A 24,988-nucleotide genomic window follows, 5' to 3' on the forward strand; every position below is an offset into this window, starting at 1 on the left:
CGCATCGACGTGAGGAGCCCGAATGCACGCGTCCCGTGCCGCCGTACTCGCCGCGCTGGCGGCAGTGCTCGCCCTGATCGCGCCCGGGGTCGCCGGCGCCGCGCCGCGCCCGGATCTCGGCGAGCCACTGGCCCAGACCCACGCGCACAACGACTACGAGCACGAGCGGCCGTTGTTCGACGCACTGGAACACGGATTCACCAGTGTCGAGGCGGACGTGTGGGCGGTCGGCGACGAGCTGCTGGTCGCCCACGACTTCTGGGAGCTCGACCCGGACCGGACGTTGCGCAGTCTCTACCTCGATCGGCTGCGCGACGCGGTCCGCGGCGGGTCCGGGGTCTACCCGGGCTGGGACGGCCAGTTCCAGCTGCTCGTCGACATCAAGAGCAGCGGCTCCCGGACGTGGGCGCTGCTCGAGGAGCAGCTCGCCGACTACGCGGACATGCTCGCCTCGTACGCCGACGGTCAGGTGCGGCCCGGCGCGATCCAGGTCGTGGTCAGCGGCAACCGGCCGCTCGACGACATGGCCGAGGCGCCGCAGCGGCTGTCGTTCTACGACGGTCGCTCCGGAGACCTCGGCGGCGACCTGCCGACCGAGCTGATGCCGTTGGTCAGCGAGAACTGGACGAACGTCTTCGACTGGAACGGCGAGGGCGCCATGCCCGACGAGGAGCGGGCGCGGTTGCACGAGATGGTGGCCCAGGCTCACGACGCCGGGCAGCGGCTCCGGTTCTGGGGCACGCCCGACGAGGCAGGGGACGAGCGGACCGCCGTGTGGACCGAGCTGCGGGACGCCGGCGTCGACCACATCAACACCGACGACCTCGCAGGGCTGCGCGACTTCCTGCTCGGCTGAGCACGGCGGGTGCGACGGCGGGGAAGCCGCGGTCGCACCCGCCCGCGTGTTGCGGATTCCGGAGCGCGTGTTGCGCCCCGGGGAGCCCGTGTTGTGCCCCCGGGGGAGCGCGTGTTGCAGCTGCGGGTGCCCGTGTTGCGCCTCCAGGAGCGTGTATGGCGGATTCAGGCACCGTGTCGCGAGTGGGCGGCCGACTGAGTCGGCACGCCGGCCCAGCGGGGCGGGCGCTTCTCGCCGAACGCGGCGATGCCCTCCTGGCCCTCGTCGCTGGCGAAGTAGTGCGCCGAGACGGCCTGCATCTTCTGCAACTCATCGCCCATCGTGCGGCCGCGTTCGCCCTGCAGGAGGTCCTTGGTCGCGGCCAACGCGGCCGGTCCTCCGCGCACCAGGGAGTCGACGTAGGCCGCGACCTTCGCGTCGAGCTCGTCGGGTGCAACGGCGGCGTTGAGCAGCCCCACCTCGACCGCGCGCGTGGCGTCGAACGTGTCGCCGGTGAGGAACAGTTCGTGGGCGGCCCGCGGGGCGAGCCGGGGCAGCACCGTGACCGAGATGAGCGCGGGCACGACCCCGATGCGGACCTCGGTGAACGCGAACGTCGCCGCGGTCGAGGCCACCGCGATGTCGGCGGCAGCGACCATGCCCACGCCGCCCGCGCGCGCCGGCCCCGCGAGCTTGGCCACCACCGGCTTCGGACTCGTCCAGAGCCGTTCCAGGATGGCGGGGAAGCCGTTCACCCCCTGCTCCTCGGAGTCGGCACCCTTGGCCTCCTTGAGGTCCATGCCCGCGCAGAACACGGTCCCGGTGTGGGTCAGCACGATGACGCGCGCGTGCTCGTCGTCGACGGCCTTCGCCAGCGCGTCGGTGAGCTCGCGGCGCAGTTGCGCCGACAGCGCGTTGCGGTTGTGCGGCGAGTCCAGCGTGATCGTGGCGACACCGCCGTCGAGGTCGTAATGGACGAGTTCGTCAGCCATACCGGACACCTTGGCACATCCGGTGGGGTCACCACGGTGACCTTGGTGGCACTCGACGCGACGGATGCCACTGTTGCACCGGGTGCCGCTGTCGCGACGGATGCCGCTGTCGCGCCGGGTGCTCAGGCGGTGCGGGTCGCGGCGGCGAGAGCCTCGGCGTAGCGGTCGAGCACCACTGCGGCGACCCTCGGATCTGTTCCCAGCGGTGCCGCGACGAGTGAACCGGGAGCGGATTGCTCGACCAGGTCGGCGATGCGGTCGGGCAGCAGCCCGGGTGCGAAGAACCACGCGGCGACGGCGAATCGCCGCGCACCACGGGCGCGCAGCTTCGCCACGGCGGCGGGCACGTCGGGACGTGCCGTGCTGGCGAACGCCGCAGTCACCCGTGCCCCGTGCGCACCGTCCCAGGAGCGGGCGATGCGGGAGACGACCTCGTTCGCGGGCGCGTGCGAGGAACCGACGGCCGTGAGCACGACACCGAGGTCGGGATCGGACAGTTCCACGCCCGCCTCGGCCAGCCGGTCGCGGGCGACGTCTTCGAGCAGCGGATCGGGTCCCAGCACGTCCGACACCGTCACCGACAGGCGCGGCAGCCGCGCCGTGACGTCCTCGACGAGTGCGGGCAGGTCGATCCGTGCGTGGTAGGCGTGGCCGAGCAGCAGCGGCACGGCCACGACGTGCCGGTGTCCCTCCGCGTGCAGCGCGGCGAGGGCGTCACCGACGGACGGTTCGGACAGGTCGAGGAACGCCACGCGCACGTCACGTCCCTCGGCCTGCGTGCGCACCACCTCAGCCAGCGCGCGCACGGTAGCCGCGGACCGCGGGTCCCGGCTACCGTGCGCGACGATCAGCAGAGGCGGCTGCGCCTGCGTCACTGGCCCTCGGGCTCCGTGACGCCCTTCAACTGGCTGAACCGGTGTCCGACCAGACCGGCGGCGAGCGTGTCGCCGTCCTTGGGGTCGATCACGATGAACGCACCGGTGCGCGGGCTCACGGTGTAGTCGTCGACCGGGATCTCCTCGGACAGCCGCAGGCTGACGTTGCCGATCTCGTTGAGCTCCAGCTTCTCCGGAGCATCCACGATGGACAGCGTCTGCTCGTCGAACCGCGCGTTGAGCTCCTCGACCATGGCCTGCACCGTGCGCGTGCCCTGCTTGACCAGCACGCGCGCCCCCGGCTCCAGCGACTTGCTCGACAGCCAGCACAGCGCGGCGGTGAACTCGTCGGTGACCTTTGGGGCGTTGGCGCTGGCCGCGATCACGTCACCACGCGTGATGTCGAGGTCGTCGGCGAGCACCAGCGTGATCGACTTGCCGGTGCCCGCCTCGTCGAGCTGGCCGTCGGCCGTGTCGACCGACTCGACCGTCGACTTCAGACCCTGCGGCAGGACGACGATCTCGTCGCCAGGGCGCACCGTGCCGGCCGCGATCTGGCCCGCGTAGCCCCGATAGTCGGGGTACTCGGGCGTGCGCGGGCGGATGACGTACTGCACCGGGAGCCGGAACGGCGCCTCGTGCGGGTCCGGAGCCACCGGCACCTCCTCGAGGTGCTCGAGCAGCGTCGGGCCGGAGTACCACGGCGTGTTGTCCGACTTGGTGGCCACGTTGTCGCCCTGCAGCGCCGACACCGGGATCGCGAGGACCGTGCCCTCGCCGTACCCCAGCGACGCGGCGTGCGCGCTGAACTCCTTGGCGATCACGGTGAACGCGGCCTCGTCGTAGTCGATGAGGTCGACCTTGTTCACCGCGAGCACCAGACGCGGCACACCCAGCAGCGCTAGCACCGCGGCATGCCTGCGGGTCTGCTCGACGACACCCTTGCGCGCGTCGACCAGGAGCACACCGAGCTGCGCCGTGGACGCGCCCGTGACCGTGTTGCGGGTGTACTGGACGTGGCCCGGCGTGTCGGCGAGCACGAAGCTGCGCTTCGGGGTTGCGAAGTAGCGGTAGGCAACGTCGATCGTGATGCCCTGCTCCCGCTCCGAACGCAGACCGTCGACCAGCAGCGAGAGGTCCGGGGTCGACATGCCCCGGTCGACGCTGGCCCGCTCGACGGCGTCGAGCTGGTCGGCGAGCACCGACTTCGTGTCGTACAGCAGCCTGCCGACGAGGGTGGACTTGCCGTCGTCGACGCTGCCTGCCGTGGCGAGCCTCAGCAAAGAGCTCATGGTTAGAAGTACCCCTCCCGCTTGCGGTCTTCCATGGCGGCCTCGGAGATGCGGTCGTCGGCGCGGGTCGCGCCCCGCTCGGTGAGCCGGCTGGCCTGCACCTCGGCGATGACCTCCTCGACCGTGGAGGCCGTCGACTCGACGGCGCCGGTGCACGACCCGTCGCCGACGGTGCGGTACCGGACCGTCAGCTCGTGCACCTCTTCGTCCTCCCGCGGGCCGCCCCACGGGCCCTCGGTGAGCCACATGCCGTCGCGCTTGTACACCTTGCGCTTGTGCGCGTAGTAGATCGAGGGCAGCTCGACCTGCTCACGTGCGATGTAGTTCCACACGTCCGCCTCGGTGAAGTTCGACAGCGGGAACACCCGCACGTGCTCGCCGGGGCGGTGCCTGCCGTTGTAGAGGTTCCAGAGCTCGGGGCGCTGCCTGCGCGGGTCCCACTGGCCGAAGGCGCTGCGGAGGCTGAAGATGCGCTCCTTGGCGCGGGCCCGCTCCTCGTCGCGGCGACCGCCGCCGAACACGGCGTCGAACTTGTTGTCGGCGATCGCGTCCAGCAGCGGCTGGGTCTGCAGTGGGTTCCGGGTGCCGTCCGCGCGCTCGACGAGCCTGCCGTCGTCGATGTAGTCCTGCACGCTGGCCACGACGAGCCGCAGGCCGTACTTCTCCACGACGTGGTCACGGAAGGCGATGACCTCGTCGAAGTTGTGGCCCGTGTCGACGTGCAACAGCGGGAAGGGCACGGGGGCGGGCCAGAACGCCTTGATGGCCAGGTGCAGCAGCAGCGTGGAGTCCTTGCCGCCGGAGAAGAGGATCACGGGACGATCGAACTCGCCCGCTACCTCCCGGAAGATGTGGATGGCTTCCGACTCCAGCGCGGCGAGATTGTCGCGCGCAGCGTCGGCCGCGGCCTCAAGTGTGGTCATGACATCCTTCCTCAGGCGTGCAGCCCGCACTCAGTCTTGGACTTGCCGGCCCAGCGACCACTGCGTGGGTCGGCGCCCGGCGCCACCTTCGCGGTGCACGGGGCGCAGCCGATCGAGAGGTAGCCCTCGTCGACCAGCGGGTTCTGCAGAATCCCGTGCTCGTCGATGTAGCCGTTGAACTCGTCGTCGGACCATGCCGCGATCGGGTTCACTTTCACCAGGCCATTCCGATCGTCCCATGTCACGATCGGAGTGTTCGCCCTGGTGGGTGCATCCACGCGACGCACCCCCGTGATCCAGCACGAGTAATTCGAGAGAGTGTTCCTCAGCGGAACGACTTTCCGCAGGTAGCAGCACTGGTTGGGGTCGCGGTCGTGCAGTTTGGGGCCGTACTCGGCGTCCTGTTCGGCGACGCTCTGCTCGGCCTGGGCATTCACGATTCGGACATCCGGGTAGATCGTCGCGACGGCGTCGCGCACCCCGAGTGTTTCCGCGAAATGGTAGCCCGTTTCGAGAAAAAGAACGTCGATGTCTGATTTGACCTTGGCGACGACGTCGATCAGAACAGCGTCCTGCATATTCGACGCGACGATGAGATCATCACCGAATTGCTCGACGGCCCACCGGATCGCCTCGTCGGCGGACGCGTCCGCCAGCTCCTCGGAGGCCCTCTCGGCCAAGGCCTTGAGGTCGTCGTTCGTCCTGGTCGCGGTCATCGCTTTACCTCCGGAATCCGCAGTCCGATGAAGGACACCTTGAATACCCGCCGACAGGACGTGCACAGCCATGCGCCGTCGTCTTCCGGTCGGAGATCCTCGTCGGCACAGTACGGGCAGTGCATGGGCGCGGCCCTCGAGGGAGTGGGCTCACTCACTTGAGATCGGTTTCCTCCGCGCGGGTGACCCACTGTGCGAACCGTTCGCCCTCGGTCCTCTGGTTCAGGTAGTTCCTCACGACCCGCTCCACGTAGTCGGTGAGCTCGTCGCTCGTGACCTTGTGACCACGCAGTTTACGGCCGAAGCCCGCGTCGAGTCCGAGGCCTCCACCGAGATGCACCTGGAAGCCCTCGACCTGGTTTCCGTCGGCGTCGGTGACGATCTGGCCCTTGAGGCCGATGTCGGCCACCTGGATGCGGGCGCACGAGTTCGGGCAGCCGTTCAGGTGCACCGACACCGGGTTGTCCAGGCCGTCTTGCAGGTCGGCCAGGCGCTGTTCGAGCTCGGCGACCAGGTCGGCCGCGCGCTTCTTCGTCTCGACGATCGCGAGCTTGCAGAACTCGATGCCGGTGCAGGCCATCACGCTGCGCCGCCACGGGCTGGGGGAGGTGTCGAGTCCGGCGGCAGCCAACTCGGTCTGCAGCGTCTCGACCTCGGACTCCGGCACGTCGAGCACGACGAGCTTCTGCTGCGGCGTCAGGCGGACACGGCCCGATCCGGCCCGCTCGGCCGCCTTGGCCACCGACAGCAGCAGTGAGCCCGACGCGCGTCCGGCGACCGGAGCGCCGCCGACGTAACGCAGGCCGTCGACCTGCTCGTGGACGCCGACGTGGTCGATGGGCCGCTCGGGCACCTCGGGGGCGGGGCCGTCGACGAGGCGGCGCCCGAGGTACTCGTTCTCGAGGACCTCCCTGAACTTCTCGGCGCCCCAGTCCTTGACGAGGAACTTGATGCGGGCCCGCGAACGCAGCCTGCGGTAGCCGTAGTCGCGGAAGATGCTGATGACGCCTTCCCACACGTCCGGCACCTCGTCGCGCGGCACCCACACGCCGAGGCGCTTGGCGATCATGGGGTTGGTCGACAGGCCGCCGCCGACCCACACGTCGAAACCGGGGCCGTGTTCGGGGTGCTCGACGCCGACGAACGCCACGTCGTGGATCTCGTGCGCGACATCCTGCTGGCCGGAGACGGCCGTCTTGAACTTCCGCGGCAGGTTGGCGAAGGCCGGGTCGCCGACGAACCGGCGTTTGATCTCCTCGATGGCGGGGGTGCCGTCGATGATCTCGTCGGCGGAGATGCCCGCCACCGGTGAGCCGAGGATCACGCGGGGGCTGTCTCCGCATGCCTCCATGGTGGTCATGCCCGCGTCCTCGAGCTTCTGCCAGATCGTCGGCATGTCCTCGACGCGGATCCAGTGGTACTGGATGTTCTGCCGGTCGGTGATGTCCGCGGTGTCGCGGGCGTAGGTCTGGGAGATCTCGCCGAGCACGGCCAGCTGCTGGGTGGTCAACGCACCGCCGTCGAGACGCACCCGCAGCATGAAGTACTCGTCGTCGAGCTCCTCCGGTTCGAGCGTGGCCGTGCGGCCGCCGTCGATGCCGGGCTTGCGCTGGGTGTAGAGGCCGAACCAGCGGAACCGGCCGCGCAGGTCACCCGGGTCGATGCCGGCGAAGCCGGTGTGGGCGTAGATGTTCTCGATCCGCGCCCGCACGTTCAGTGGCGCATCGTCCTTCTTGGAGCGCTCGTTGGGGTTGAGCGGCTCGCGGTAGCCCAGGGCCCACTGGCCCTCGCCGCGTCGCTGCTTGGGGCGGGTGGGTCGGCCTGTCTCGGCGGCCATGGCGGTGTCCTCCAGGGCGATCTGTTCGGGCGGTGCGGCGAGGATCCGGGCGGCGCTGCTCGGGTGCTGCTCGTCGGGTCGTCGTGTTGGTGCTGTGCTGCTGCTGTGGTGGTGCTGTGGTGGTGGAGTCGGGCTTGCGTGCGGACTGGGACAAACGGACTGGGACAAAAACTGTCGGGCTGGCGTGCTCGCACGTGCGCACCGTGGACGGTTCGATCCGGGGGATCGTGGTGACCGGGCGCAGCGCGGGCGGCGTCATGGGGTGGTGCCGGCGTCGGCGTGCGGAGGTCACGGCCCGGAACGCGCTCGACCGCGGCGAGGGAGCGCGAGTGGTCAGAACCGGCAGAGACTGCTGGATACGCGCAGGTAGTCGACGTGGCGTCGGACCACGAGCGCTACTCCGGCGGTTGTCACAGTCACGAACTCATCGTGTCACGGTGTTCAAAAACCGGTCCAGTGGCGTCCGCATCGTGGGAGGAACGTCACCTGCCGCTCACCTGCGGTGTCGCCGGCTCGGCGGGTGCGGGGGAGGCCGGGGTTCGCGGGCGTGGCCGGTCTGCTCTCAGGATGTGGGTTCGGACGTGGGCGCCACGCGGCGTTCGGCGGCGCGCAGGCCGCTGCGGCAGTCCTTGCCGAGCTGCCGGTGGCGGCGGGTGCGGGCGAGCAGGCCGAGCGGTGGCAGGTCGGCGCCGGGTTCTCCGTTTCGCGCCGACACCTTCAGTGCGCCGCCGGCCACGGTGCCCGAGACCGCCCACGTCTCCCACCGTTCCAGGTCCGGCATCGTGTAGTCGTAGCCGAGCATCAGGGTGGGCCCGTCCGGCAACGGCGCACCGGACAGGTCGCGCACCGCAGGCCCGGACCGGTCACCGACGCCGTCGAGGCCGTCGAGGTCGCCGAGGTCGACGCAGCGCGGTGTCCCGTCGCTGGTGAGAGCCAGTGCGTGCCGTGCGGGGTTCGTGCGTGCGGGCAGGGGCGTCACCGCGCCGGGCCCGTCCAGACGGATGACGATCCGCGGCAGCCACCACCAGTGTTCCCTGCGCAGCAGCACGCTGTCGGCCAGCGTCCGCGACGGCGGGTACTTGGCCAGCTCCTGTTCGAGGAGGCCGTCGGCCAGCACCTCGCCCTCGACGTCGTCGACGACGGTCACCGGGCCCGAGGCGGCCAGGCCGGGTTCGCCGCCGGTCGAACGGGAGTCGGTGACGCAGAACGTCGCGGTGCGGCCGGCGCGCAGGCTCTCGACCTGTGCGGCACGTGAGTACGGCAACGCCACGCACACCGACCCCTCGTGCACCAGCGGGGTCACCGCGATCGCGGAGGGGCTGCCGTCGGCGCCTGTCCAGCACAGTTCCGCCGTGACGGCCGTCCGCCAGGCCTTCCGCAGCCGTGTCACGCCTCGTCTCGCCTCCGCCTCGTCCGGCCCGGAACTCATGTCGCTCTTACCTCGGGCGCGCAGTGCTGTTACCGTCCCACGTCGCCTGACCACCGTGTCAACGCTGCTCACGGGAAGGGAACGTCCATGCCGGCCATCGTGATGGTCCTGATCGTCGGGGTGCTGTTCTACCTCGGCTACCGCTACTACTCGGGATACCTCGCCCGGCGGGTCTACGCACTCGACGACAGCAGGCCCACGCCCGCGCACACGATGCGCGACGGGGTCGACTTCATCCCCACGAACAAGCATGTCCTCTTCGGACACCACTTCACGTCCGTCGCCGGCGCGGCGCCGATCGTCGGTCCGGCCATCGCGGTGTTCTGGGGCTGGGGTCCGGCGCTGGTGTGGGTCGTCGTCGGCACGATCTTCGCGGCGGGTGTCCACGACTTCGGGGCGCTCGTGGTGTCGGTACGGCACAAGGCACAGAGCATCGGCACGCTCACGCGCGAGGTGATCAACACCAGGGCGCGCGTGTTGTTCCTGCTGATCATCTTCTTCCTGCTGACGCTCGTGAACGCCGTGTTCTCGGTGGTCATCAGCAATCTGTTCGTGGCCAACCCCGAAGCGGTCCTGCCGATGCTGCTGGAGATCCCGTTCGCCATCGCGATCGGCCAGTACATCTACCGCACCCGCAGTGCGGCGCTGATCCCGTCGCTCATCGGTGTCGTCCTGCTGTACGCCTCGATCCTGCTGGGACAGGAGCTGCCGATCTCCTTGGCCGGCATCGCCGCGGAGGACGGCCTGTTCACCGAGCGCAACATCTGGGTCATCCTGCTGTTCGTCTACACGTTCATCGCCGCGCGGATCCCGGTCTGGGTGCTGCTGCAGCCCCGCGACTACATCAACTCCCACCAGCTGTTCATCGCACTCGGGGTGATCGGTCTCGGCGTCGTGGTCGGCTGGGACAGGATCGTCGCACCGATGATCAACGACCAGACCCCGGACAACTCGCCGAGCTGGTTCCCGCTGCTGTTCGTCACGATCGCCTGCGGTGCGATCTCGGGTTTCCACAGTCTCGTCTCGTCCGGCACGACGTCGAAGCAGTTGGACAAGGAGAGCGACGCCCGATACGTCGGCTACTTCGGGGCGATCGGGGAGGGCGCGCTCGCGCTCGGCTCGATCCTGGCCTGTACCGCGGGCATCGTCGCCACGACCGCCGACTGGCACGCCGCGTACTCCGACTTCGGCACGGCCTCGGGTGATGCGACGTCGAACTTCGTCAACGGCGTCGCGCACTTCGCGGGCAACCTCGGCGTCCCGGAGGCCACGGCGGTCGTGTTCGCCGCGGTCGTCGTCATCAGCTTCGCCGCGACGACGATGGACACGGGCGTGCGGTTGCAGCGGTACATCGTGCAGGAGATCGCCGAGATCGCCCGGATCCGTCCGGTGGCCCGCAGCCTGACGTTGTCGGGCATCATCGCCGTGCTCATCCCGTTGGTGCTCGCACTGCTGCCCGGTGGGGGCGAGGACGGCTACACGTTCGGCGTGCTGTGGCAGCTGTTCGGTACCACGAACCAGCTCACGGCCGGTCTCGCGCTCGCGGTCGTCGCGGTGTGGGTGACGAAGAGCCGCAGGAACCCGATCGCCGTACTCGTACCGCTTGTGTTCCTCGTGGTCATGACGACCTGGGCGCTGATCGACAACCTGCTGACGTTCGTCGCAGAGGGCGAGTGGGTGCTCGCCCCGCTCGACGCGATCATCTTCGTCCTGGCCGTCTGGCTCATCGTGGAGGCGGCACTGGCCCTGCGACAGGCGCGCAGCGGTTCCGGCACGTCCGAACCCGTCGAGGTTCCCGAGTCGTGAGCGGGCGGCTGCGCACGCGGCTCCTCGGCTGGTGGCGGCGTCTGGAACGTGGTCACGACCTGCTGCTGGTCGCCCGGTGGCGGCAGGGCCTCCGGAAGGAGGCACGCCGGGAGGACGACACGCTGCGTGCGTTGCTGCTGCTCGAATCGCTCGGGGTGGACAACCCGGTCGCGTACGAGACGTTGGACGTCGTGCCGTACCTCGTCGCCGATTTCCACGCGTGGCACCGGCGCATGGGCCGTGACGAGTTCGGCGACGCCGGGGTGTGCTGTTGATCCGGTTCTTCGGCGGCAAGGGCGGGGTCGGCAAGACGACGCTCGCGGCGGCGTTCGCGACCGCGCAGGCGCGCCGCGGCGTGCGCACGCTCGTGGTGTCGACCGATCCGGCCCACTCGCTCGGCGACGTGCTGGACACATCGCTGTCGGAGGAACCGCGCGCCGTCGCGGATGATCTGCTGGCGGCCGAGATCAGCGGGGAGAACCAGGCCGAGCGCAGGGTCGCCGAGGTGTTGGAGGACGCCCGGCACGCCGTGCCGCGGGAGGTGCTGCCCGCCGTGGAGCGGCATCTGCGCCGTGCGGTCGACAGTCCGGGCACGGTCGAGTCGGCGTTGCTCGACCGGCTGACCGGACTCGTCGAGCGCACCGGCAGGGACTGGGACCTGCTCGTGGTCGACAGTGCACCGACCGGGCACATGCTGCGCCTGGTGAGCCTGCCCGAGCTGCTCACCCCGTGGATCGAGGGACTGACCCGCAACCGCCGCAGGGCGCGGGACATCGACGCCTACGCCGACGGTCTGCTCGGCGAGCGGGGTGCGCGCGAGGAGCGCGATCCGCTGCTCGAACGGCTGCACGCCCGGCGCAGACGGCTCGACAACCTGCGTCACCGGCTGCGCACGGACGCGCGGGTGCATCTGGTGCTCGTGCCCGAGCGGCTGCCGCTGGCCGAGACCGAGCGTGCGGCCGACCGGCTGGCCGAGGCCGGCCTGCCCCTCGGTGCGGTCCTGGTGAACCGCGTGGCGGCCGACGCCGAGTCGGGGGTGCTCGCCCGGCGCAGGGGGCAGGAACGTGCCGTGCTCGCGCGGGTGCGCGAGCGGTTCGCCGACGTGGTGACGGTGCCGCTGTTGCCGGGTGCCCTGGCGGGGGTCGAGGAGCTCGCCGAGCCCGCCGAGTGGCTGGCCGATTTGTAGTGGCGGCCGGGAGCCCGCGTCGTCGTCCGCCCCGGCGTCAGGGGCGGGGATCAGGGAGCCGGGATCAGGCGCGGCACCAGCCGGACGAACACGACCATGACGACGAGTTCGACGAGCGTCTGGGTCACGACCACGAGTGGGGCGAGATCCATCGCGGCGGGCAGGGCGAGCACGAGGGGAAGCACGACGAGGGAGTTGCGGGTCGCGCCGCTGAACACCACGGCCCTGCGTCCGGTGGCGTCCAGCCGTCCCAGGTGGCCCGCGATGGTGCCGAGCACGGTCATGACGACGGCGAACAGGACGTAGACCGGTACGGCCAGCAGCACCGCGCCAAGTCGCGAGCCGACCCCGGCGATCTGCGAGGCGACGACGACCGCCAGCGTGGCGACCATGAGCGGCACCATCGTCGCGCTCGCCGCGTGCTCCCACACCCGGCCCACGCGCGTCCGCGCGGCGAGCGCCTGCGTGAGCGCGGCGGCCACGAGCGGAGCGGCGACGATGAACACGAACGCCTCCACGAAGGGCGCCGGCTCCACGGCGTCGACGAGGTCGCCGCCCACGAACAGCCAGAGCAGCAGCGGCAGAGCGAGCATCTGCGCCAGCATCAGCACCGGGGCCGCCACGAGGAGACGCTCGGCGTCCCCGCCGGCGATTCCGGCGAACACGATCACGTAGTCGATACAGGGCGCCAGCAGGACGAACAGCACGCCCACCAGCAGTGCACGATCGTGCGCCACGAGGCGGGAGAGCACCCACACCACGGCAGGCACCACGGCGAAGTTGAGGGCCAGGACCGTGAGCAGGAACCGCCCGTCCCGCGATGCCCGGCCGATCCGGCCGAAGGGGACGCCGAGGAAGGTGACGTAGAGCAGCAACGCCAGCACGGGGTGGATCGCCGCCTCGGCCGCGCGTGCGACGGTGTCCGACGACAGCAGTCCGACCATGGCGCCCAGCGCCAGTCCGGCGAGGTACAGCGGAACCTGGTGCCGTTCCATCCACGCCACACCCGTCCGCACGGCTGCTCACGCTAGCCGGTCGGTCCGACCAGGGCGGTGCGGGACCGGCAGCGGGCTCGAGAAGGAGCCGGGGCGGGGCTCGGGGGAATGGGGCCGGGCCGGCGCGGGGCGGGGTGGGACACTGGAGACGTGAGCACTCCCGACGCATTCCAGCTGCCCGCCTCCGCACTGGAGGGTCTGGGCACGAGGCCGTTCGGGGTCTACGTGCACGTACCGTTCTGTGCCACGCGGTGCGGTTACTGCGACTTCAACACCTACACGGCCGGCGAACTCGGATCGGGTGCCGCTCCGGAGGACTGGCTCGACGGCCTGCGCAGGGAGCTGGACCTGGCCGCACGGCAGATGCCCGGCGCGCCGGCCGTCGACACGGTGTTCGTCGGCGGCGGTACTCCGTCGCTGCTGGGTGCCGACGGGCTGGCGGCGGTGCTGGATGCCGTGCGGCAGGCGTTCGGGCTCGCCGCCGACGCGGAGGTGACGACCGAGTCCAACCCGGAGTCGACCTCGCCCCGGTTCTTCGAGGGACTGCGCGAGGCCGGCTACACGCGGGTGTCGCTCGGGATGCAGTCGGCGGCCCCGCACGTCCTGCGTGTCCTCGACCGGGTGCACACCCCCGGCCGGCCGGTCGAAGCGGCGAAGGAGGCCCGCGCGGCCGGGTTCGAGCACGTCAATCTCGACCTCATCTACGGAACGCCGGGGGAGCGGCCCGAGGATCTGCAGTCCTCATTGGACGCCGTACTCGAATCCGGTGTGGACCACGTGTCGGCCTACGCGCTGATCGTCGAGGACGGAACCGCGTTGGCCCGAAGAGTCCGGAAAGGTGAGATCCCGGCACCCGACGACGACGTGCTCGCCGCCGACTACGAACTCGTCGACGCCATGCTCGAGAAGGCGGGCCTGCGTTGGTACGAGGTGTCCAACTGGGCCGCCACGGACGCCGCGCGCTGCCGCCACAATCTCGGCTACTGGCTCGGCGGCGACTGGTGGGGCGCAGGTCCCGGTGCGCACTCCCATGTGGGCGGTGTGCGGTGGTGGAACGTCAAACACCCCGCGCGGTACGCGGCGACGCTGGCGGGTGGGGAGCTGCCCGTCGGCGGACACGAGCTGTTGACCCCCGAGGACCGGCATCTCGAACGGGTGATGCTCGAGCTGCGCCTCGCCGAGGGACTGCCGGTGGAGGCGCTCGACGCCGACGGGGCAGGCGAGGCCCGCAGGGCCGCCGAGGACGGCCTGCTGTCCGCATCGGACCTCGCGGCCGGGCGCGCAGTGCTCACCGACCGGGGACGACTCCTCGCCGACGCCGTCGTCCGCCGTCTCGTGAGCTGACCGACGGTCACTCGTCGAGGACGCGGATCCGCATGCCGGCGTTCTGGAGGCGTTCGACGAGCGGTTCGCCCATAGCCACGGCCGTGGTCACCTGTCCCGAGGTCTGCGGCACGTCGTCGAACGCCAGGCACAGCGCCGACTCCGAGAGCATCTTGGCCGTCTCGTCGTAGCCGGGGTCGCCGCCGGCGAACTCGGTGACGACGCGTTCGCCGCCCGCCTCACCGGTGAAGCGGACCTGGAACCACGAGCGGGCACGCCGCTGCGCGCTCGGGCCGTCACCGGGCTTGCGGAGCTTGCCGAGGGCCGTGCGCAGGGGCGGGATCTGCGCCGCCACGGCCACCACGCCGAGCCCGGCGCCGGTGGCCACGAGCGTCGTGAGCCGCTTCATGGCCGCGGCCTGGTGGTAGGTGAACCGGCGGCCGTAGCGCGGCATGGCAGCCGCCGAACGTCCGACGACCTGCGGGTCGAGGGTCGGCATCGGCACGAGCCACCGCCCCGTCTCGGCGTCGTGGGTGGGCGGGCCGAGCGGGGTGTGGATCGCACGGTCGGCAGGCCACGGCTCGGCGGCCCTGCGACGCTTCGCCACCGCCGCCATCTGCCGGGCTCGGGAGAACGCCGTCAACGCCGAGGCGTAGGTGCCGCCGGAGAACTCGGCGTTCGCGCGGATCTGGGCGCGCACCGTGACGTCCGCGTCCTTCGCCGCCTCGCCGAGCTGCGTCACCGTGAAGAACACGCCCAGGTCGTAGGGGATCGAGTCGAACCCGCAGGCGTGCACGATCCGCGCACCCGTGCGGCGTGCGGTCTCGTGGTGGGCCAGGTACATGCGGTCGACGAATTCGGGCTCGCCGGTCAGGTCGACGTAGTCGGTGCCCGCCTCGGCGCACGCCGCGACGAGGGGCTCGCCGTACTCCAGGTACGGCCCGACCGTGGTGACGACGACCCGCGCCGACTCGGCGACCCTGGCCAGCGACGCGGGGTCGGTGACGTCGGCCTGCACCAGCGGCAGGTCGGCGCAGGACGGTTCGATCGCGGCCAGGCGTTCCCGGACCGCTTCGAGCTTGGTCGTGTTGCGGCCCGCGAGCGCCCAGCGGCACCCTTCGGGCACGTGTGCCGCGAGGTACTCGGCGGTCAGGCCTCCCGTGAATCCGGTGGCCCCGAACACCACGATGTCGTACTCCCGCTGCGTCATGTGCGTCCTCCGGCTTCGCTGCTCTACGGCGTGGCCGGGAGCGTACCGGAGGTACGGAACCGGTGGCGGCAACCGTGATCGCCGACGTCGTGATTGAACGGCCCGCGGCCGGGGTACCACGTCGATCATGACGGAGAACCACGATCTCGCCCCGGACGCGGACGTCGACGAGCAGCGCCGCTCCCTCGTGGAGAGCGGCGAGGGCCTCGAGGGTGCTGCGGGCAGTGGGTCCGAACCGGCCCCCGCGTCGGTTCCGTTCGACGCCGACCCCGCCGACGCCGCGGAGCAGGCCGAACCCGTCCCGTTCGACGACGACGAATACCGCTGACAACAGGCAGGTGTGAGTTCCGCACCAGCCGGGTACACCGCGCATCGCACATCTTCACGGAGGTGATCACCATGGCCGACACGTCTCGTTTGCCGACCCCGGTGGCAGAGGTATGGGAATGGCAACGGCACGGCAACTGCCGCAATCTCGACAGCTCGGTGTTCTTCCATCCTGACGGCGAGCGCGGATTCGCGCGCGCCGACCGGGTCGCGAGGGCCAAGGAGGTGTGCCGCACCTGCCCCGTGATCGTCCAATGTCGACGCCACGCCCTGACCGTTCAGGAGCCGTTCGGGGTGTGGGGCGGCCTGGACGAGACCGAGCGCCGTGAGGCCATCGCCCGCCGCAAGCGGTTCGAGACCACCGAGCGCGAGCCCGCTCTGCACTGAGCGGTCCACGAGCGACCAGACCGAAGAGGACAGCGGATCCGACGATCTCGCGATGCGACAGGCGACGCGAGACAGGGGAAAGTGTGCGTTTCGGCTATACCTTGCTGACCGAACAGGCCGGACCGAAGCAACTCGTCAACGATGCCGCGAAGGCCGAACAGGCCCGCTTCTCGTTCGAGGTCATGAGTGATCACTACTCGCCGTGGCTCGACGAACAGGGTCACGCCCCGTACGCCTGGTCGGTGCTCGGGGCGGTCGCCCAGGTGACCGGCGATGTCGAGCTGATGTCGTTCGTGACGTGCCCGACCATGCGGTACCACCCTGCCGTCGTGGCGCAGAAGGCCGCGACCGTGCAGGAACTGTCCGACGGGCGGTTCCTGTTGGGACTCGGAGCGGGCGAGAACCTCAACGAACACGTCGTGGGCCGTGGTTGGCCCGCGGCGAACGTGCGCCACGAGATGCTCTCCGAGGCCCTGCAGATCATCAACGACCTGTTCGACGGCGGCTACACGAACCTCGCCGGGGAACATTTCCGGGTGGACTCGGCGAAGCTGTGGGACCTGCCCTCGACGCGGGTGCCGATCGGTGTGGCGGTCTCGGGCGCGCAGTCGGTCGACAAGTTCGCGGCCGCCGCCGACGCGATGATCGCCGTCGAGCCGAAGGGCGACCTGTGCCAGCGGTGGGACGACACCAGGGCGCAGCTGGGCGTGGGCAAGTCCCGCAAGGTGGGCCAGCTGCCCGTGTCGTGGGACCGCGATACCGAGGCGGCCGCGCGCCGTGCTCGCGAGCAGTTCCGGTGGTTCGCGGGTGGCTGGAAGGTCAACGCCGAGCTGCCCGGCACGCAGGCGTTCGCCGCCGCGACCCAGTACGTCCGCGAGGACGACGTGGCCTCGGCGATCCCGTGTGGAGCGTCCCCGCAGGCCGTCGTCGACGCGGCGCGCTCGTTCCGGGACGCCGGCTTCACCGATCTGGCGTTGGTCGCTGTCGGTGGCGATCAACAGGACGAGTTCCTCAAGGCCGCGGAGGACGAGATCCTTCCCGCGCTGCGCGAGCAGCTGGGCTGACCTGCGCGGGTGCGGCCGGTCAGCCGGCCGCACCCGGGATCACGCGAGCATCGCCACGAGGCTGGCGAGCACGGTCAGCACCACCAGCGCTGCGGACGTCGCGGCCACGGCGGGGCTCAGCGGTGGGGTGCCACTGCGCAACGTCCGCGAGCGGAGCAGGCTCGCGACCGACAGCACGACCGTCGTGACCACGGCGATCGGTGCCGCGGTCACCAGCACCGCCGTGCCGTGGGAGACCGCGGAATGGACGAGCAGTCCCGTGCAGGCGGCCGAGGCGAGCGCGGTGCGCTGCCATGCGAGTCCGGTCCGTTCGGGTTGGCCTTCGCTCATGCCACGAGGACCAGCACCAGCGCCACGGCGGTGATCGCCAGGATGCCCGCCCCGAGCACGCCGAGGAGCACGTTGGGCGGAAGGGGCGAGCCGCGGCGCATCGCCCGCTGCACCCCACGCCAGCGCGGATACGACGCGGCCGCGATCACCAGCGCGAGTGCAATGCACAGCGCGGCCAGCAGCGTTCGCGGTCCCTCACCGGCGAGTCCCGGAACGAGCTGCTGGACCGCCACCCCACCGGCGACCAGGCCGAGCGCGGTGCGCAGCCACGCGAGAAAGGTGCGCTCGTTGGCGAGCGTGAAGCGGTAGTCGGGTTCGCGGTCGGCGGCCCCGTCCCCGGGTGCGGTGCCGCCGGTCCGGTCGGTGGTGTCGTGGTCGGTCACGACGCGCCCCCGGCGTCCCTGCGCCACACGAACACCCACGAGCGCAGCACCAGGAACCGCACGATGCCGCCCACGAGGCTCGTCGCGACCAGCACCGTGGCTTCCGTGGTGGGCGTGGGCGAGTCGGCGACCAGGTGCAGCAGTCCCAGCGCGGCGGTGCCGGCGCAGGCGTAGAACAGGAACGTGCCGACCGTCTGCAGGTGCTGGCGCGCGCGGGGTCCCGTCACGTCACCGAAGGTGATGCGCCGATGGAACTCGGTGTTCAGCACGGTGGTGATGGCGATGGCGACGGGGTTGGCGGCCGGTGCGGTCAACGGTTCGCGCAGCAGGAGGAACAACAGTCCCTGCAGTCCGGTGCTGATCGCCCCGCCCAGTACGTACAGCGGAACGTGCCGTGCGAGCGTGGGGTGTTCCCGCACGGCGTTCGCGGGCTGCAGGCGGGGCCGCACGCAGACCCGGGACCGCGCATGGTTCATGTCCTAGACGATACGTCCACCCGCGTGACCGGCTGGAACGGCGGCCGGTTGCGTCCCGTGCGGCCGGACCGGCTCAGGGGCGGACGGCCTTCACCGCGCTGTCGACGTCGGCGTGCAGGGGCATCTGCTCGGCGAGTCCCGTGGCCTCGAGGGGCCGCAGCACCACCCGGTTCTCCGCGACGATCGCCCAGTTCAGCCGGCCACCGCCCGACTTCTCCACGAGCTCGGCGAGTACGGACAGTCCGGCGGAGCCGAGGAAGTCCACACCGTCGAGATCGAGGACGAGGCGGGCGGGTGCGGCGAGTTCCTCCTGGAGCCACGTGCGCAGGTCCGGCGCCGACAGCAGGTCGACCTCCCCGCGGACCCGGGCCAGGACCACTCCGTCGTCGCGGCGCTCGGCCTCGATGCGCATGGTTCCGGTCTCCTGGGTCGAAGACGTCGTCCCGGGGATCTCCGGGGTGGGTTCGGGGGTGTCGATGCTCTGCACTGCTGGGCTCCCTTCATCGCTGGGCCAGGAAGTGCTTCTTCGGACGCATATCCGGCTTCGCCGGATCGCTCCCGGCGGAAAATATATGCCTGATCCGCCAACTCCACCGTAGAAACCTCGGCGACACCTTTCAACCTCGGTCGTGGCCGTCCGGTGTGAGCTTCGCACGCGTGGACCGCGGTTTATCGGCCGTCCACGATGGGTATGAGCGACGGCTCGGCGGGAAGACTTCCTGTGTCGCACTTTCGGAAAGTGCTGTCGCGGACGGGGTTGTCGCTCCGGTCGCTCCGGTGATCGGGTGTCCGATGTGGCCGTTCGGCGCGCCGTTGTCCGTGCTGGCTCGGGAATATTCGGTGGGCACGGCGTCACTCCGGAACGCCGCGCGTTCGGTGCGGTCCGACCACTGCCCGCGGTGGGCGAGCGATGTGGGAAGTGGTGGCAGGCGAGGCGTGTCGGCAGCATTTCGTGGATTTTCCTGAAGCGCCGGTGGAGGCGTCGAAAATGGGCGTGCCGGTAGAGCGATGCCGTCGCCGGACCTTTACGGTGGGAATGGCAGCCTCAAGCAACCGAAGGGAAATAGCGACCATGCTTGCGATGACTGACGCTGCCGTGGAGGCGATCAGTGCGCTGACCGCCCAGGACGGTCAGGACGGCGCCGCCGGTCTGCGGTTCGCGGTCCGGGAGGAGACGGAAGAGGGAGCGCAGCTCGCGCTTTCGGTCGCCCCGGGGCCGGAGGACGGCGACCAGGTGCTGGGAACCGAGAGCGGTGCCCGGGTCTTCCTGGAGGCCAAGGCGTCGACGTTCCTCGACGACAAGGTCCTCGACGTCCAGCAGGACGATCAGGGACAGCTGAACTTCGCGGTGATGCAGCAGCCGGAAGGCTGACGCACCCGTCATCGAGTTGTGCCGGTGCCGGCGTCTCCTCTCGGAGGCGCCGGCACCGGTGTGTTCGGACCGGGTGATCGCGGGTAGTCGCAGCCGACGAGACGAGAAGTCGAGAGTCCGAGGCGAAAGGACATCCGCGATGAAGGCTGCGACCTGGCAGGGCAAGCGTGACGTCCGTGTGCAGGAGGTTCCCGATCCGCGCATCGAGGAGCCGACCGATGCGATCGTGGAGGTCACCTCGACGGCGATCTGCGGTTCCGACCTGCACCTGTACGAGGTGCTCGGGCCGTTCATGACGCCGGGCGACGTGCTGGGCCACGAACCGATGGGTGTCGTGCGGGAGACGGGCAACGCCGTGCCCAACCTCGAGCCGGGGGACCGGGTCGTCATCCCGTTCAACATCGCCTGCGGGCAGTGCTATTACTGCGCGCAACGGCTCTACACCCAGTGCGAGCGCACGCAGGTGCGCGAACAGGGCAAGGGCGCCGCCCTGTTCGGCTACACGAAGCTGTACGGACAGGTGCCAGGCGGTCAGGCCGAGCTGCTGCGTGTGCCGCAGGCCCACTTCGGGCCCGTGAAGATCCCCGATTCCGCGCCCGACGAGCGGTTCCTGTTCCTGTCCGACGTGCTGCCCACGGCGTGGCAGGCCGTGGAGTACGCCGACGTGCCCGACGGCGGCAGTTGTGTCGTCCTCGGACTCGGGCCGATCGGCCAGATGGCGGCGCGCATTGCGCGGCACCGCGGCGCGGGAACGGTGCTCGGGGTCGACCTGGTCGACGAGCGGCTCGAGATGGCTCAGCGACACGGTGTCGACACGCTCGACCTGCGCACCGTCAAGGACGTCGGCGACGCGGTGCGCGAGCGCACCGACGGCAGGGGCGCCGACGCGGTGATCGACGCGGTGGGCATGGAGGCCCACGGTGCGCCCGTGAGCACGCTGGTGCAGCAGTTCGCGACGTTGTTGCCCAACCGGATCGCCGAGAAGGCGTTCACCACGGCGGGGCTCGACCGGATGAGTGCGCTGTACACCGCGATCGACGCGGTGCGCAGGGGCGGAACCGTGTCGCTGTCGGGTGTCTACGGCGGCATGGCCGACCCCATGCCGATGATGACCCTGTTCGACAAGCAGATCCAGCTGCGCATGGGGCAGGCCAACGTGCGGGCCTGGACCGACGACATCCTGCCGTTGCTGACCGGCGACGGCGATCCGCTCGGCGTCGACGACCTCACCACCCATCGCGTGCCGCTCGACGAGGCCTCCGACGCGTACGCCATGTTCCAGGCCAAACGTGACGGCGCCATCAAGGTCGTGCTCAAGCCCTAGTCGTCGACCCCTAGCCCTCGAGCCCTTGTCGTCAGGCGCACGTCCTCGAGCCGCGTCCGTTGTCACTCGACTGTCACTCGACCCGGTGAGATGTGCGGTCTGTCGGTATCGGATGATCGGTCCGTCGTAGGCCGACGTCGACGGCGGCCCGCGCGCCGGTGAACTCCGCCGGTGCGCGGGGAACCGGAGCCGGTGCGCACCCGTCGGTCCGATGAGTCCTGACGACGGGAGTGGGCATGGTGACGCGGGGCGGCCGGGCGTGGAGACGATGGGTGACCGTCCTCTGCGTGGCCGCGCTCACCGTGCTCCCGGCCGGGCCCACCGCACAGGCCAACGGCACGAGCGGTGCGGCCCGCCAGCCGGCCGACCCGCCGAAGCCCCGGACGATCGAGCCGGTCGCCGGTGGCCCGGAGGCGGGCTACTCGGGTGACGGGCACCCCGCGGCGGACGCCAGGATCGGCACCACGGGCGATGTCGCCGTCGGCAAGGGCGGCACCGTCTACCTGACCGACCGCGAGGCCGGACGGGTGCGTGCGGTGGGCGGGGACGGGCGGATCGACACGGTCCCCGGCACCCGCACCGACGAGAGCAGAGCTGGCGCGCCACGTGCGGTCGCCGCCGCGGGCGGTGCGCTGTTCGTGGCCGGGGACGAGGCGGTGATCCGCCGTGCCGCCGGCGGAGCCGTGTCCGTGCTCGCCGACGTCACCGGCCAGGGCCACGAGAATCCTGGAGAGGATCCTGCAGGGGACTCCGCCGATTCCGCCGATTCCGCGGAGGACGCCGCGGCGGACGCCGACGAGCGGGCCGCGAACGCGGAAGACGAAGCGGGCCGGACCGCGAGCGACCTCCGACCCGGTGACGCCCTCCCTGTGGTGCCGCGGGCCGACGACATCGCCGTGGACGGTGCCGGAGCCGTCTACGTGAGCGGATCCGGCACCGTCGTGCGTATCCCGAAGGGGAATGCGGGGGAATCCACCGTGGTCGCCGGCGGGGGAACGGTCGCCGCGCAGGAGGCCGACGGCAGGCCCGCGACGGACGCCCGGCTGGCGGGTGAGCTCCGGATCGCCGCGGGGGACGACGGCGCGCTGTACCTCCGTGCGGGTGCGGATGGCGACGAGCTGTATCGCGTCGATCCGGACGGCACGATGCGCACGCTCGTCACACCCCGGGACGAGCCGGGGTTCGCGGGCGACGGCGGGCCGGTGGGCAGGGCGACGTTCGGGGGCGAACTGGGCGGCCCGGCGGTCGGGCCACGCGGCGAGGTCGTCGTGTTCGACGTCGGCAACCGGGTCGTGCGCGTGATCGACCGGGACGGCGTGGTCACCTCGCTGACGCCACCGTTGGCCGAGAGCGAGGACGGCGACGCGCCCGTCGCGCTCGCCGTCGGAGACGACGGTGCGGTGTACGTGCGCCAGGGGCACCGCATTCATCGCCTGGCGTCGCAGAACCCCGCCGACCCGAGCCACGCCGTGGGTGCGGTACGCGACCGGCCCTACTATCCGTCCGACTACAGCGCCGACGAGCCGGGAACGGTGTATCCGGTCGCCGGTGCGGACCCCTCCGCCGCGGCGACGGCCTCCGGTGCCGACGAGCCCGTGCCGGTGGCTGCGCCGACTCCGAGCGTGCCGGACGAACGGCGTCTGCGGTTGGCGACCGGGTCCGGCGGGGTCCTGTACTACGCCGACACCGACGGCCACCGGGTACTGAAGGTGGGGCGCGACGGCGGAGTGACCGTCGCCGCGGGCACCGGTGAGGCGGGATTCGCCGGCGACGGCGGACGTGCGGCCGCGGCGCGGCTGGACGCTCCACAAGGGATCGACGTCGGCCCCGACGGCAGCCTCTACATCGCCGATACGGGCAATGACCGTGTGCGCAAAGTGGACGCTCGCGGGGTGATCACCACGGCCGCCGGCGACGGCACGCGCGTCGGTACCGAGGACCGCGACCGGCTCCTGGCGGCCGACGGCGAGCCGGCCACCGACACGCCGGTGAGCCCCACCGACGTGGCCGTCGGCGACGACGGCGTGCTGTACGTGGCCGAAGGAGCGCATCGCAGGCTGAGCCGTGTCGACCAGGACGGCACCATCAGTACGTGGGCGGGGCTCGGCAGCCGCAGGGGCTCCGACGGGGACGGCTACGTCGCCACGGCTGCCGCGCTCGGGCGACCGCACGCGATCACCGTGTCGCCGGAGGGGCGGGTGTTCTTCCTCGACCGGCGTGGTGATGTGGCGCGCCCGGTGGTGCGGATGGTCGATCCCGCCGGGGTCCTGTTCACGATCGCGGGTGACGCCGATGCCGCACGCTCCGGCAGCGGATTCTCCGGGGACGGTGGCCGTGCGGTGGAGGCGGAGTTGAACAACCCGCACGACCTCGCCGTGCGCGGCGACGGCACGCTCTATCTGGCCGACAGCCACAACGCGCGCGTGCGGGCGGTCGATCCGGCTGGCCGGATCCGCACGGTGGCGGGTACGGGCGAGCGCGTCGACGGTGATGACGGGCAGCGCGCGCGTACGGCGCCACTCGACGAGCCGCGCACCCTGGACGTGGCCTCCGACGGCTCCCTGCGGCTGATCACCGCGTCCGGTGCGGCCGTTCGGTCGGTCGCCGACGGCGTGCTCGGCACGGTCGCGTCACTGGAGGAGGCCGAACCGCGGCGCCCCGCGGGCCCGACGGCGGTGCAGCGACCGGCCACGCAGGTGACGTTCGGCGAGCAGGGGATCGACGCGCTCGCGGTCGACCACGACGGAGCTCTGTTGCTCGCCGACGGAACGAATCCGCTCCTGGCGGTGGATCGGCACGGCATGCTGGACACGGCGTCCGCTGTGGACTCCGCTGTGGGTTCGCCGGCTGTGGACTCGCCGGCGGCCTCGCGGGTGTCGGCCGTGACGGTGGCACCCGACGGGACACGGTACGTCGCGGCAGGCGACGTTGTGTACCGCATGGACCGCGGCTCGGACGGGACCGGTGCCGACGGTGCAGATGGTGCAGACGCTGCCGGCGGCGCAGACGCTGGAGACGGTGCCGTGGCCGTTCCGGTGGCGGGTGGCGGGCCGCGGCCGGACGGTCCCTCCGGTGATCATCTCGACCCTGCCGGGCGGGCGACCCTGTCGAGCTTCGGGCGCGTCGTCGACCTTGCGGCGGCCGAGAATGCCGTCTACGTCGCGACCGAGGAGAACGTGTACCGCGTCGACGCCGACGGCACGGTGCGGCGGTGGCTGCGCGACGCCGGCGCGAGCGGCCCCGCGGTGGGCGGGATCGCGCTGGGGGAGGCAGGCGAGGTGTTCGCCGCGATCCCGGACGGCGGTCAGGTGTGGCGCATCGACCCCGAGGGACGCAGCGACGAGTTCGCCGGTGTCGGATCGGACGGTGACAGCTACTGGGAGGGCGTCGACGGGCTGAACGCCTCGGAGGTCGCGCTCGACCGGCCGCGGGACGTCGCGGTGGACGGCGACATCGTCTACATCGGCACCGGTCGCGGGGTGGTGCGGGTCGACGCGGGCGGCACGGTGCTGACCGTGGCGGGTCCCGAACACACCGGCGCCGTGGGCGCGCTCGCCCTGGACCGCCACGGCGACCTGTACTTCGCCGACCTCGACGCCGCCCAGGTGAGCGTGGTGGTGCAGCCCGCGCTCATCGAGGACCCGTTCCACTGGGAACACATCGGCGGAATCGTGGCCGTCGGCGTGATCGTGCTGTTCGGCGTCGTCCGATTCGGACCCCAGCTGTGGCGGCGGGTCACGGGCAGGCAGGACGCCTCGGCGCGCCACGAGGCCGAACTCTCCGTCGCCGGAACCGCGACGCTCGGGTCCGATGTGGACTCCGGGGACGAGGCTGCCCGGGGCTGGTTCGACGGTCCGGCCCGTCCGGACCAGCCCGGCGAGCACTGACCGGGAAGCGCTGACCGGA

At 71.1% G+C, this 24,988-nt stretch carries 25 protein-coding genes; 11 read left to right on the forward strand and 14 right to left on the reverse strand.

The features are described from left to right. The first annotated feature begins 22 nt into the window (after window positions 1-22). Entirely contained in the window at window positions 23-856 is an 834-nt protein-coding gene (locus tag IF64_RS0113635) for a phosphatidylinositol-specific phospholipase C/glycerophosphodiester phosphodiesterase family protein (RefSeq protein WP_030532471.1), read from the forward strand. A 164-nt stretch (window positions 857-1,020) separates the two neighbouring features. Here IF64_RS0113635 and IF64_RS0113640 read toward each other — a convergent pair whose 3' ends face one another. The 8 genes from IF64_RS0113640 to IF64_RS0113670 all read right to left on the reverse strand — a co-directional run bounded on the left by IF64_RS0113640 (window position 1,021) and on the right by IF64_RS0113670 (window position 8,860). Continuing rightward, entirely contained in the window at window positions 1,021-1,827 is an 807-nt protein-coding gene (locus IF64_RS0113640) for an enoyl-CoA hydratase-related protein (RefSeq protein ID WP_030532472.1), read from the reverse strand. A gap of 122 nt (window positions 1,828-1,949) precedes the next feature. Next, entirely contained in the window at window positions 1,950-2,702 is a 753-nt protein-coding gene (locus IF64_RS0113645; protein WP_030532473.1) for a sirohydrochlorin chelatase, read from the reverse strand. Beyond that, complete coding sequence (locus IF64_RS0113650) at window positions 2,699-3,994, reverse strand: sulfate adenylyltransferase subunit 1 (protein WP_030532474.1); 1,296 nt, start codon at window positions 3,992-3,994, stop codon at window positions 2,699-2,701. The genes IF64_RS0113645 and IF64_RS0113650 overlap by 4 nt, the downstream gene beginning before the upstream one ends. Before the next feature lie 2 nt (window positions 3,995-3,996). After that, window positions 3,997-4,917, reverse strand: coding sequence for a sulfate adenylyltransferase subunit CysD (gene cysD, locus IF64_RS0113655; protein WP_030532475.1), 921 nt, complete (start codon window positions 4,915-4,917; stop codon window positions 3,997-3,999). 11 nt (window positions 4,918-4,928) lie between these two features. Beyond that, the gene (locus IF64_RS0113660; RefSeq protein WP_030532476.1) at window positions 4,929-5,633 is read right to left on the reverse strand and encodes a phosphoadenylyl-sulfate reductase; all 705 of its coding nucleotides are present in this window, start codon (window positions 5,631-5,633) and stop codon (window positions 4,929-4,931) included. Continuing rightward, window positions 5,630-5,758: an Insertion element protein gene (locus IF64_RS27935; RefSeq protein WP_084705860.1), complete on the reverse strand. Its 129-nt coding sequence runs from the start codon at window positions 5,756-5,758 to the stop codon at window positions 5,630-5,632. The genes IF64_RS0113660 and IF64_RS27935 overlap by 4 nt, the downstream gene beginning before the upstream one ends. Before the next feature lie 29 nt (window positions 5,759-5,787). Beyond that, entirely contained in the window at window positions 5,788-7,470 is a 1,683-nt protein-coding gene (locus tag IF64_RS0113665) for a nitrite/sulfite reductase (RefSeq protein ID WP_030532477.1), read from the reverse strand. Between the two features lie 562 nt (window positions 7,471-8,032). Next, entirely contained in the window at window positions 8,033-8,860 is an 828-nt protein-coding gene (locus IF64_RS0113670; protein WP_030532478.1) for a hypothetical protein, read from the reverse strand. A gap of 126 nt (window positions 8,861-8,986) precedes the next feature. On the opposite strand from IF64_RS0113670, the gene IF64_RS0113675 reads away from it, so the two are divergent. The 3 genes from IF64_RS0113675 to IF64_RS0113685 are packed head-to-tail and all read left to right on the forward strand — an operon-like array spanning window position 8,987 to window position 11,891. Further along, a complete protein-coding gene (locus tag IF64_RS0113675; protein ID WP_030532479.1) occupies window positions 8,987-10,705 on the forward strand; it encodes a carbon starvation CstA family protein in 1,719 nt (572 codons plus the stop codon). Further along, a complete protein-coding gene (locus IF64_RS0113680) occupies window positions 10,702-10,980 on the forward strand; it encodes a cory-CC-star protein (RefSeq protein ID WP_030532480.1) in 279 nt (92 codons plus the stop codon). Before IF64_RS0113675 ends, IF64_RS0113680 begins: the two co-directional genes overlap by 4 nt. Continuing rightward, entirely contained in the window at window positions 10,971-11,891 is a 921-nt protein-coding gene (locus IF64_RS0113685; protein ID WP_030532481.1) for an ArsA family ATPase, read from the forward strand. The genes IF64_RS0113680 and IF64_RS0113685 overlap by 10 nt, the downstream gene beginning before the upstream one ends. 50 nt (window positions 11,892-11,941) lie before the next feature. Here the strand turns inward: IF64_RS0113685 and IF64_RS0113690 are convergent, their stop codons facing one another. Then, the gene (locus IF64_RS0113690; protein ID WP_030532482.1) at window positions 11,942-12,907 is read right to left on the reverse strand and encodes an arsenic resistance protein; all 966 of its coding nucleotides are present in this window, start codon (window positions 12,905-12,907) and stop codon (window positions 11,942-11,944) included. A gap of 129 nt (window positions 12,908-13,036) precedes the next feature. Between IF64_RS0113690 and hemW the strand changes: the two genes are divergently transcribed. Beyond that, complete coding sequence (gene hemW, locus IF64_RS0113695) at window positions 13,037-14,230, forward strand: radical SAM family heme chaperone HemW (protein WP_030532483.1); 1,194 nt, start codon at window positions 13,037-13,039, stop codon at window positions 14,228-14,230. 7 nt (window positions 14,231-14,237) lie between these two features. Here hemW and IF64_RS0113700 read toward each other — a convergent pair whose 3' ends face one another. Further along, the gene (locus tag IF64_RS0113700) at window positions 14,238-15,419 is read right to left on the reverse strand and encodes a saccharopine dehydrogenase family protein (protein ID WP_030532484.1); all 1,182 of its coding nucleotides are present in this window, start codon (window positions 15,417-15,419) and stop codon (window positions 14,238-14,240) included. 127 nt (window positions 15,420-15,546) lie between these two features. Between IF64_RS0113700 and IF64_RS0113705 the strand changes: the two genes are divergently transcribed. From IF64_RS0113705 to IF64_RS0113715, 3 genes are all read left to right on the forward strand, one after another. Next, window positions 15,547-15,747 carry a hypothetical protein gene (locus IF64_RS0113705; RefSeq protein WP_030532485.1) on the forward strand — a complete coding sequence of 67 codons (201 nt, stop codon included), beginning with the start codon at window positions 15,547-15,549 and terminating at the stop codon, window positions 15,745-15,747. A 71-nt stretch (window positions 15,748-15,818) separates the two neighbouring features. Next, window positions 15,819-16,133, forward strand: coding sequence for a WhiB family transcriptional regulator (locus IF64_RS0113710; protein ID WP_030532486.1), 315 nt, complete (start codon window positions 15,819-15,821; stop codon window positions 16,131-16,133). An 83-nt stretch (window positions 16,134-16,216) separates the two neighbouring features. After that, on the forward strand, window positions 16,217-17,197 hold the full coding sequence (locus tag IF64_RS0113715) for a TIGR03557 family F420-dependent LLM class oxidoreductase (protein WP_030532487.1): 981 nt from the start codon (window positions 16,217-16,219) through the stop codon (window positions 17,195-17,197). Window positions 17,198-17,236: 39 nt separating this feature from the next. On the opposite strand, the gene IF64_RS0113720 is transcribed toward IF64_RS0113715, so the two are convergent. The 4 genes from IF64_RS0113720 to IF64_RS0113735 all read right to left on the reverse strand — a co-directional run bounded on the left by IF64_RS0113720 (window position 17,237) and on the right by IF64_RS0113735 (window position 18,873). Beyond that, window positions 17,237-17,527: a YidH family protein gene (locus IF64_RS0113720; protein ID WP_030532488.1), complete on the reverse strand. Its 291-nt coding sequence runs from the start codon at window positions 17,525-17,527 to the stop codon at window positions 17,237-17,239. Further along, complete coding sequence (locus IF64_RS0113725; RefSeq protein WP_048807746.1) at window positions 17,524-17,910, reverse strand: YidH family protein; 387 nt, start codon at window positions 17,908-17,910, stop codon at window positions 17,524-17,526. Before IF64_RS0113725 ends, IF64_RS0113720 begins: the two co-directional genes overlap by 4 nt. Beyond that, window positions 17,907-18,386 carry a GtrA family protein gene (locus IF64_RS0113730; RefSeq protein WP_048807747.1) on the reverse strand — a complete coding sequence of 160 codons (480 nt, stop codon included), beginning with the start codon at window positions 18,384-18,386 and terminating at the stop codon, window positions 17,907-17,909. The genes IF64_RS0113725 and IF64_RS0113730 overlap by 4 nt, the downstream gene beginning before the upstream one ends. A 73-nt stretch (window positions 18,387-18,459) precedes the next feature. Further along, window positions 18,460-18,873, reverse strand: coding sequence for an anti-sigma factor antagonist (locus IF64_RS0113735; protein WP_246134675.1), 414 nt, complete (start codon window positions 18,871-18,873; stop codon window positions 18,460-18,462). A 585-nt stretch (window positions 18,874-19,458) separates the two neighbouring features. Here IF64_RS0113735 and IF64_RS0113740 point away from each other — a divergent pair. The 3 genes from IF64_RS0113740 to IF64_RS26085 all read left to right on the forward strand — a co-directional run bounded on the left by IF64_RS0113740 (window position 19,459) and on the right by IF64_RS26085 (window position 24,969). Then, window positions 19,459-19,758, forward strand: coding sequence for an iron-sulfur cluster biosynthesis protein (locus IF64_RS0113740; protein ID WP_030532492.1), 300 nt, complete (start codon window positions 19,459-19,461; stop codon window positions 19,756-19,758). 139 nt (window positions 19,759-19,897) lie between these two features. Then, complete coding sequence (locus tag IF64_RS0113745; RefSeq protein ID WP_030532493.1) at window positions 19,898-21,082, forward strand: zinc-dependent alcohol dehydrogenase; 1,185 nt, start codon at window positions 19,898-19,900, stop codon at window positions 21,080-21,082. Window positions 21,083-21,354: 272 nt separating this feature from the next. Beyond that, window positions 21,355-24,969, forward strand: a complete 3,615-nt coding sequence (locus tag IF64_RS26085) for an NHL domain-containing protein (protein WP_051757836.1) — start codon at window positions 21,355-21,357, stop codon at window positions 24,967-24,969. The last annotated feature ends 19 nt before the right edge of the window (window positions 24,970-24,988 follow it).

Source organism: Prauserella rugosa (assembly GCF_000719975.1).
Taxonomy (GTDB): Bacteria; Actinomycetota; Actinomycetes; order Mycobacteriales; family Pseudonocardiaceae; genus Prauserella; species Prauserella rugosa.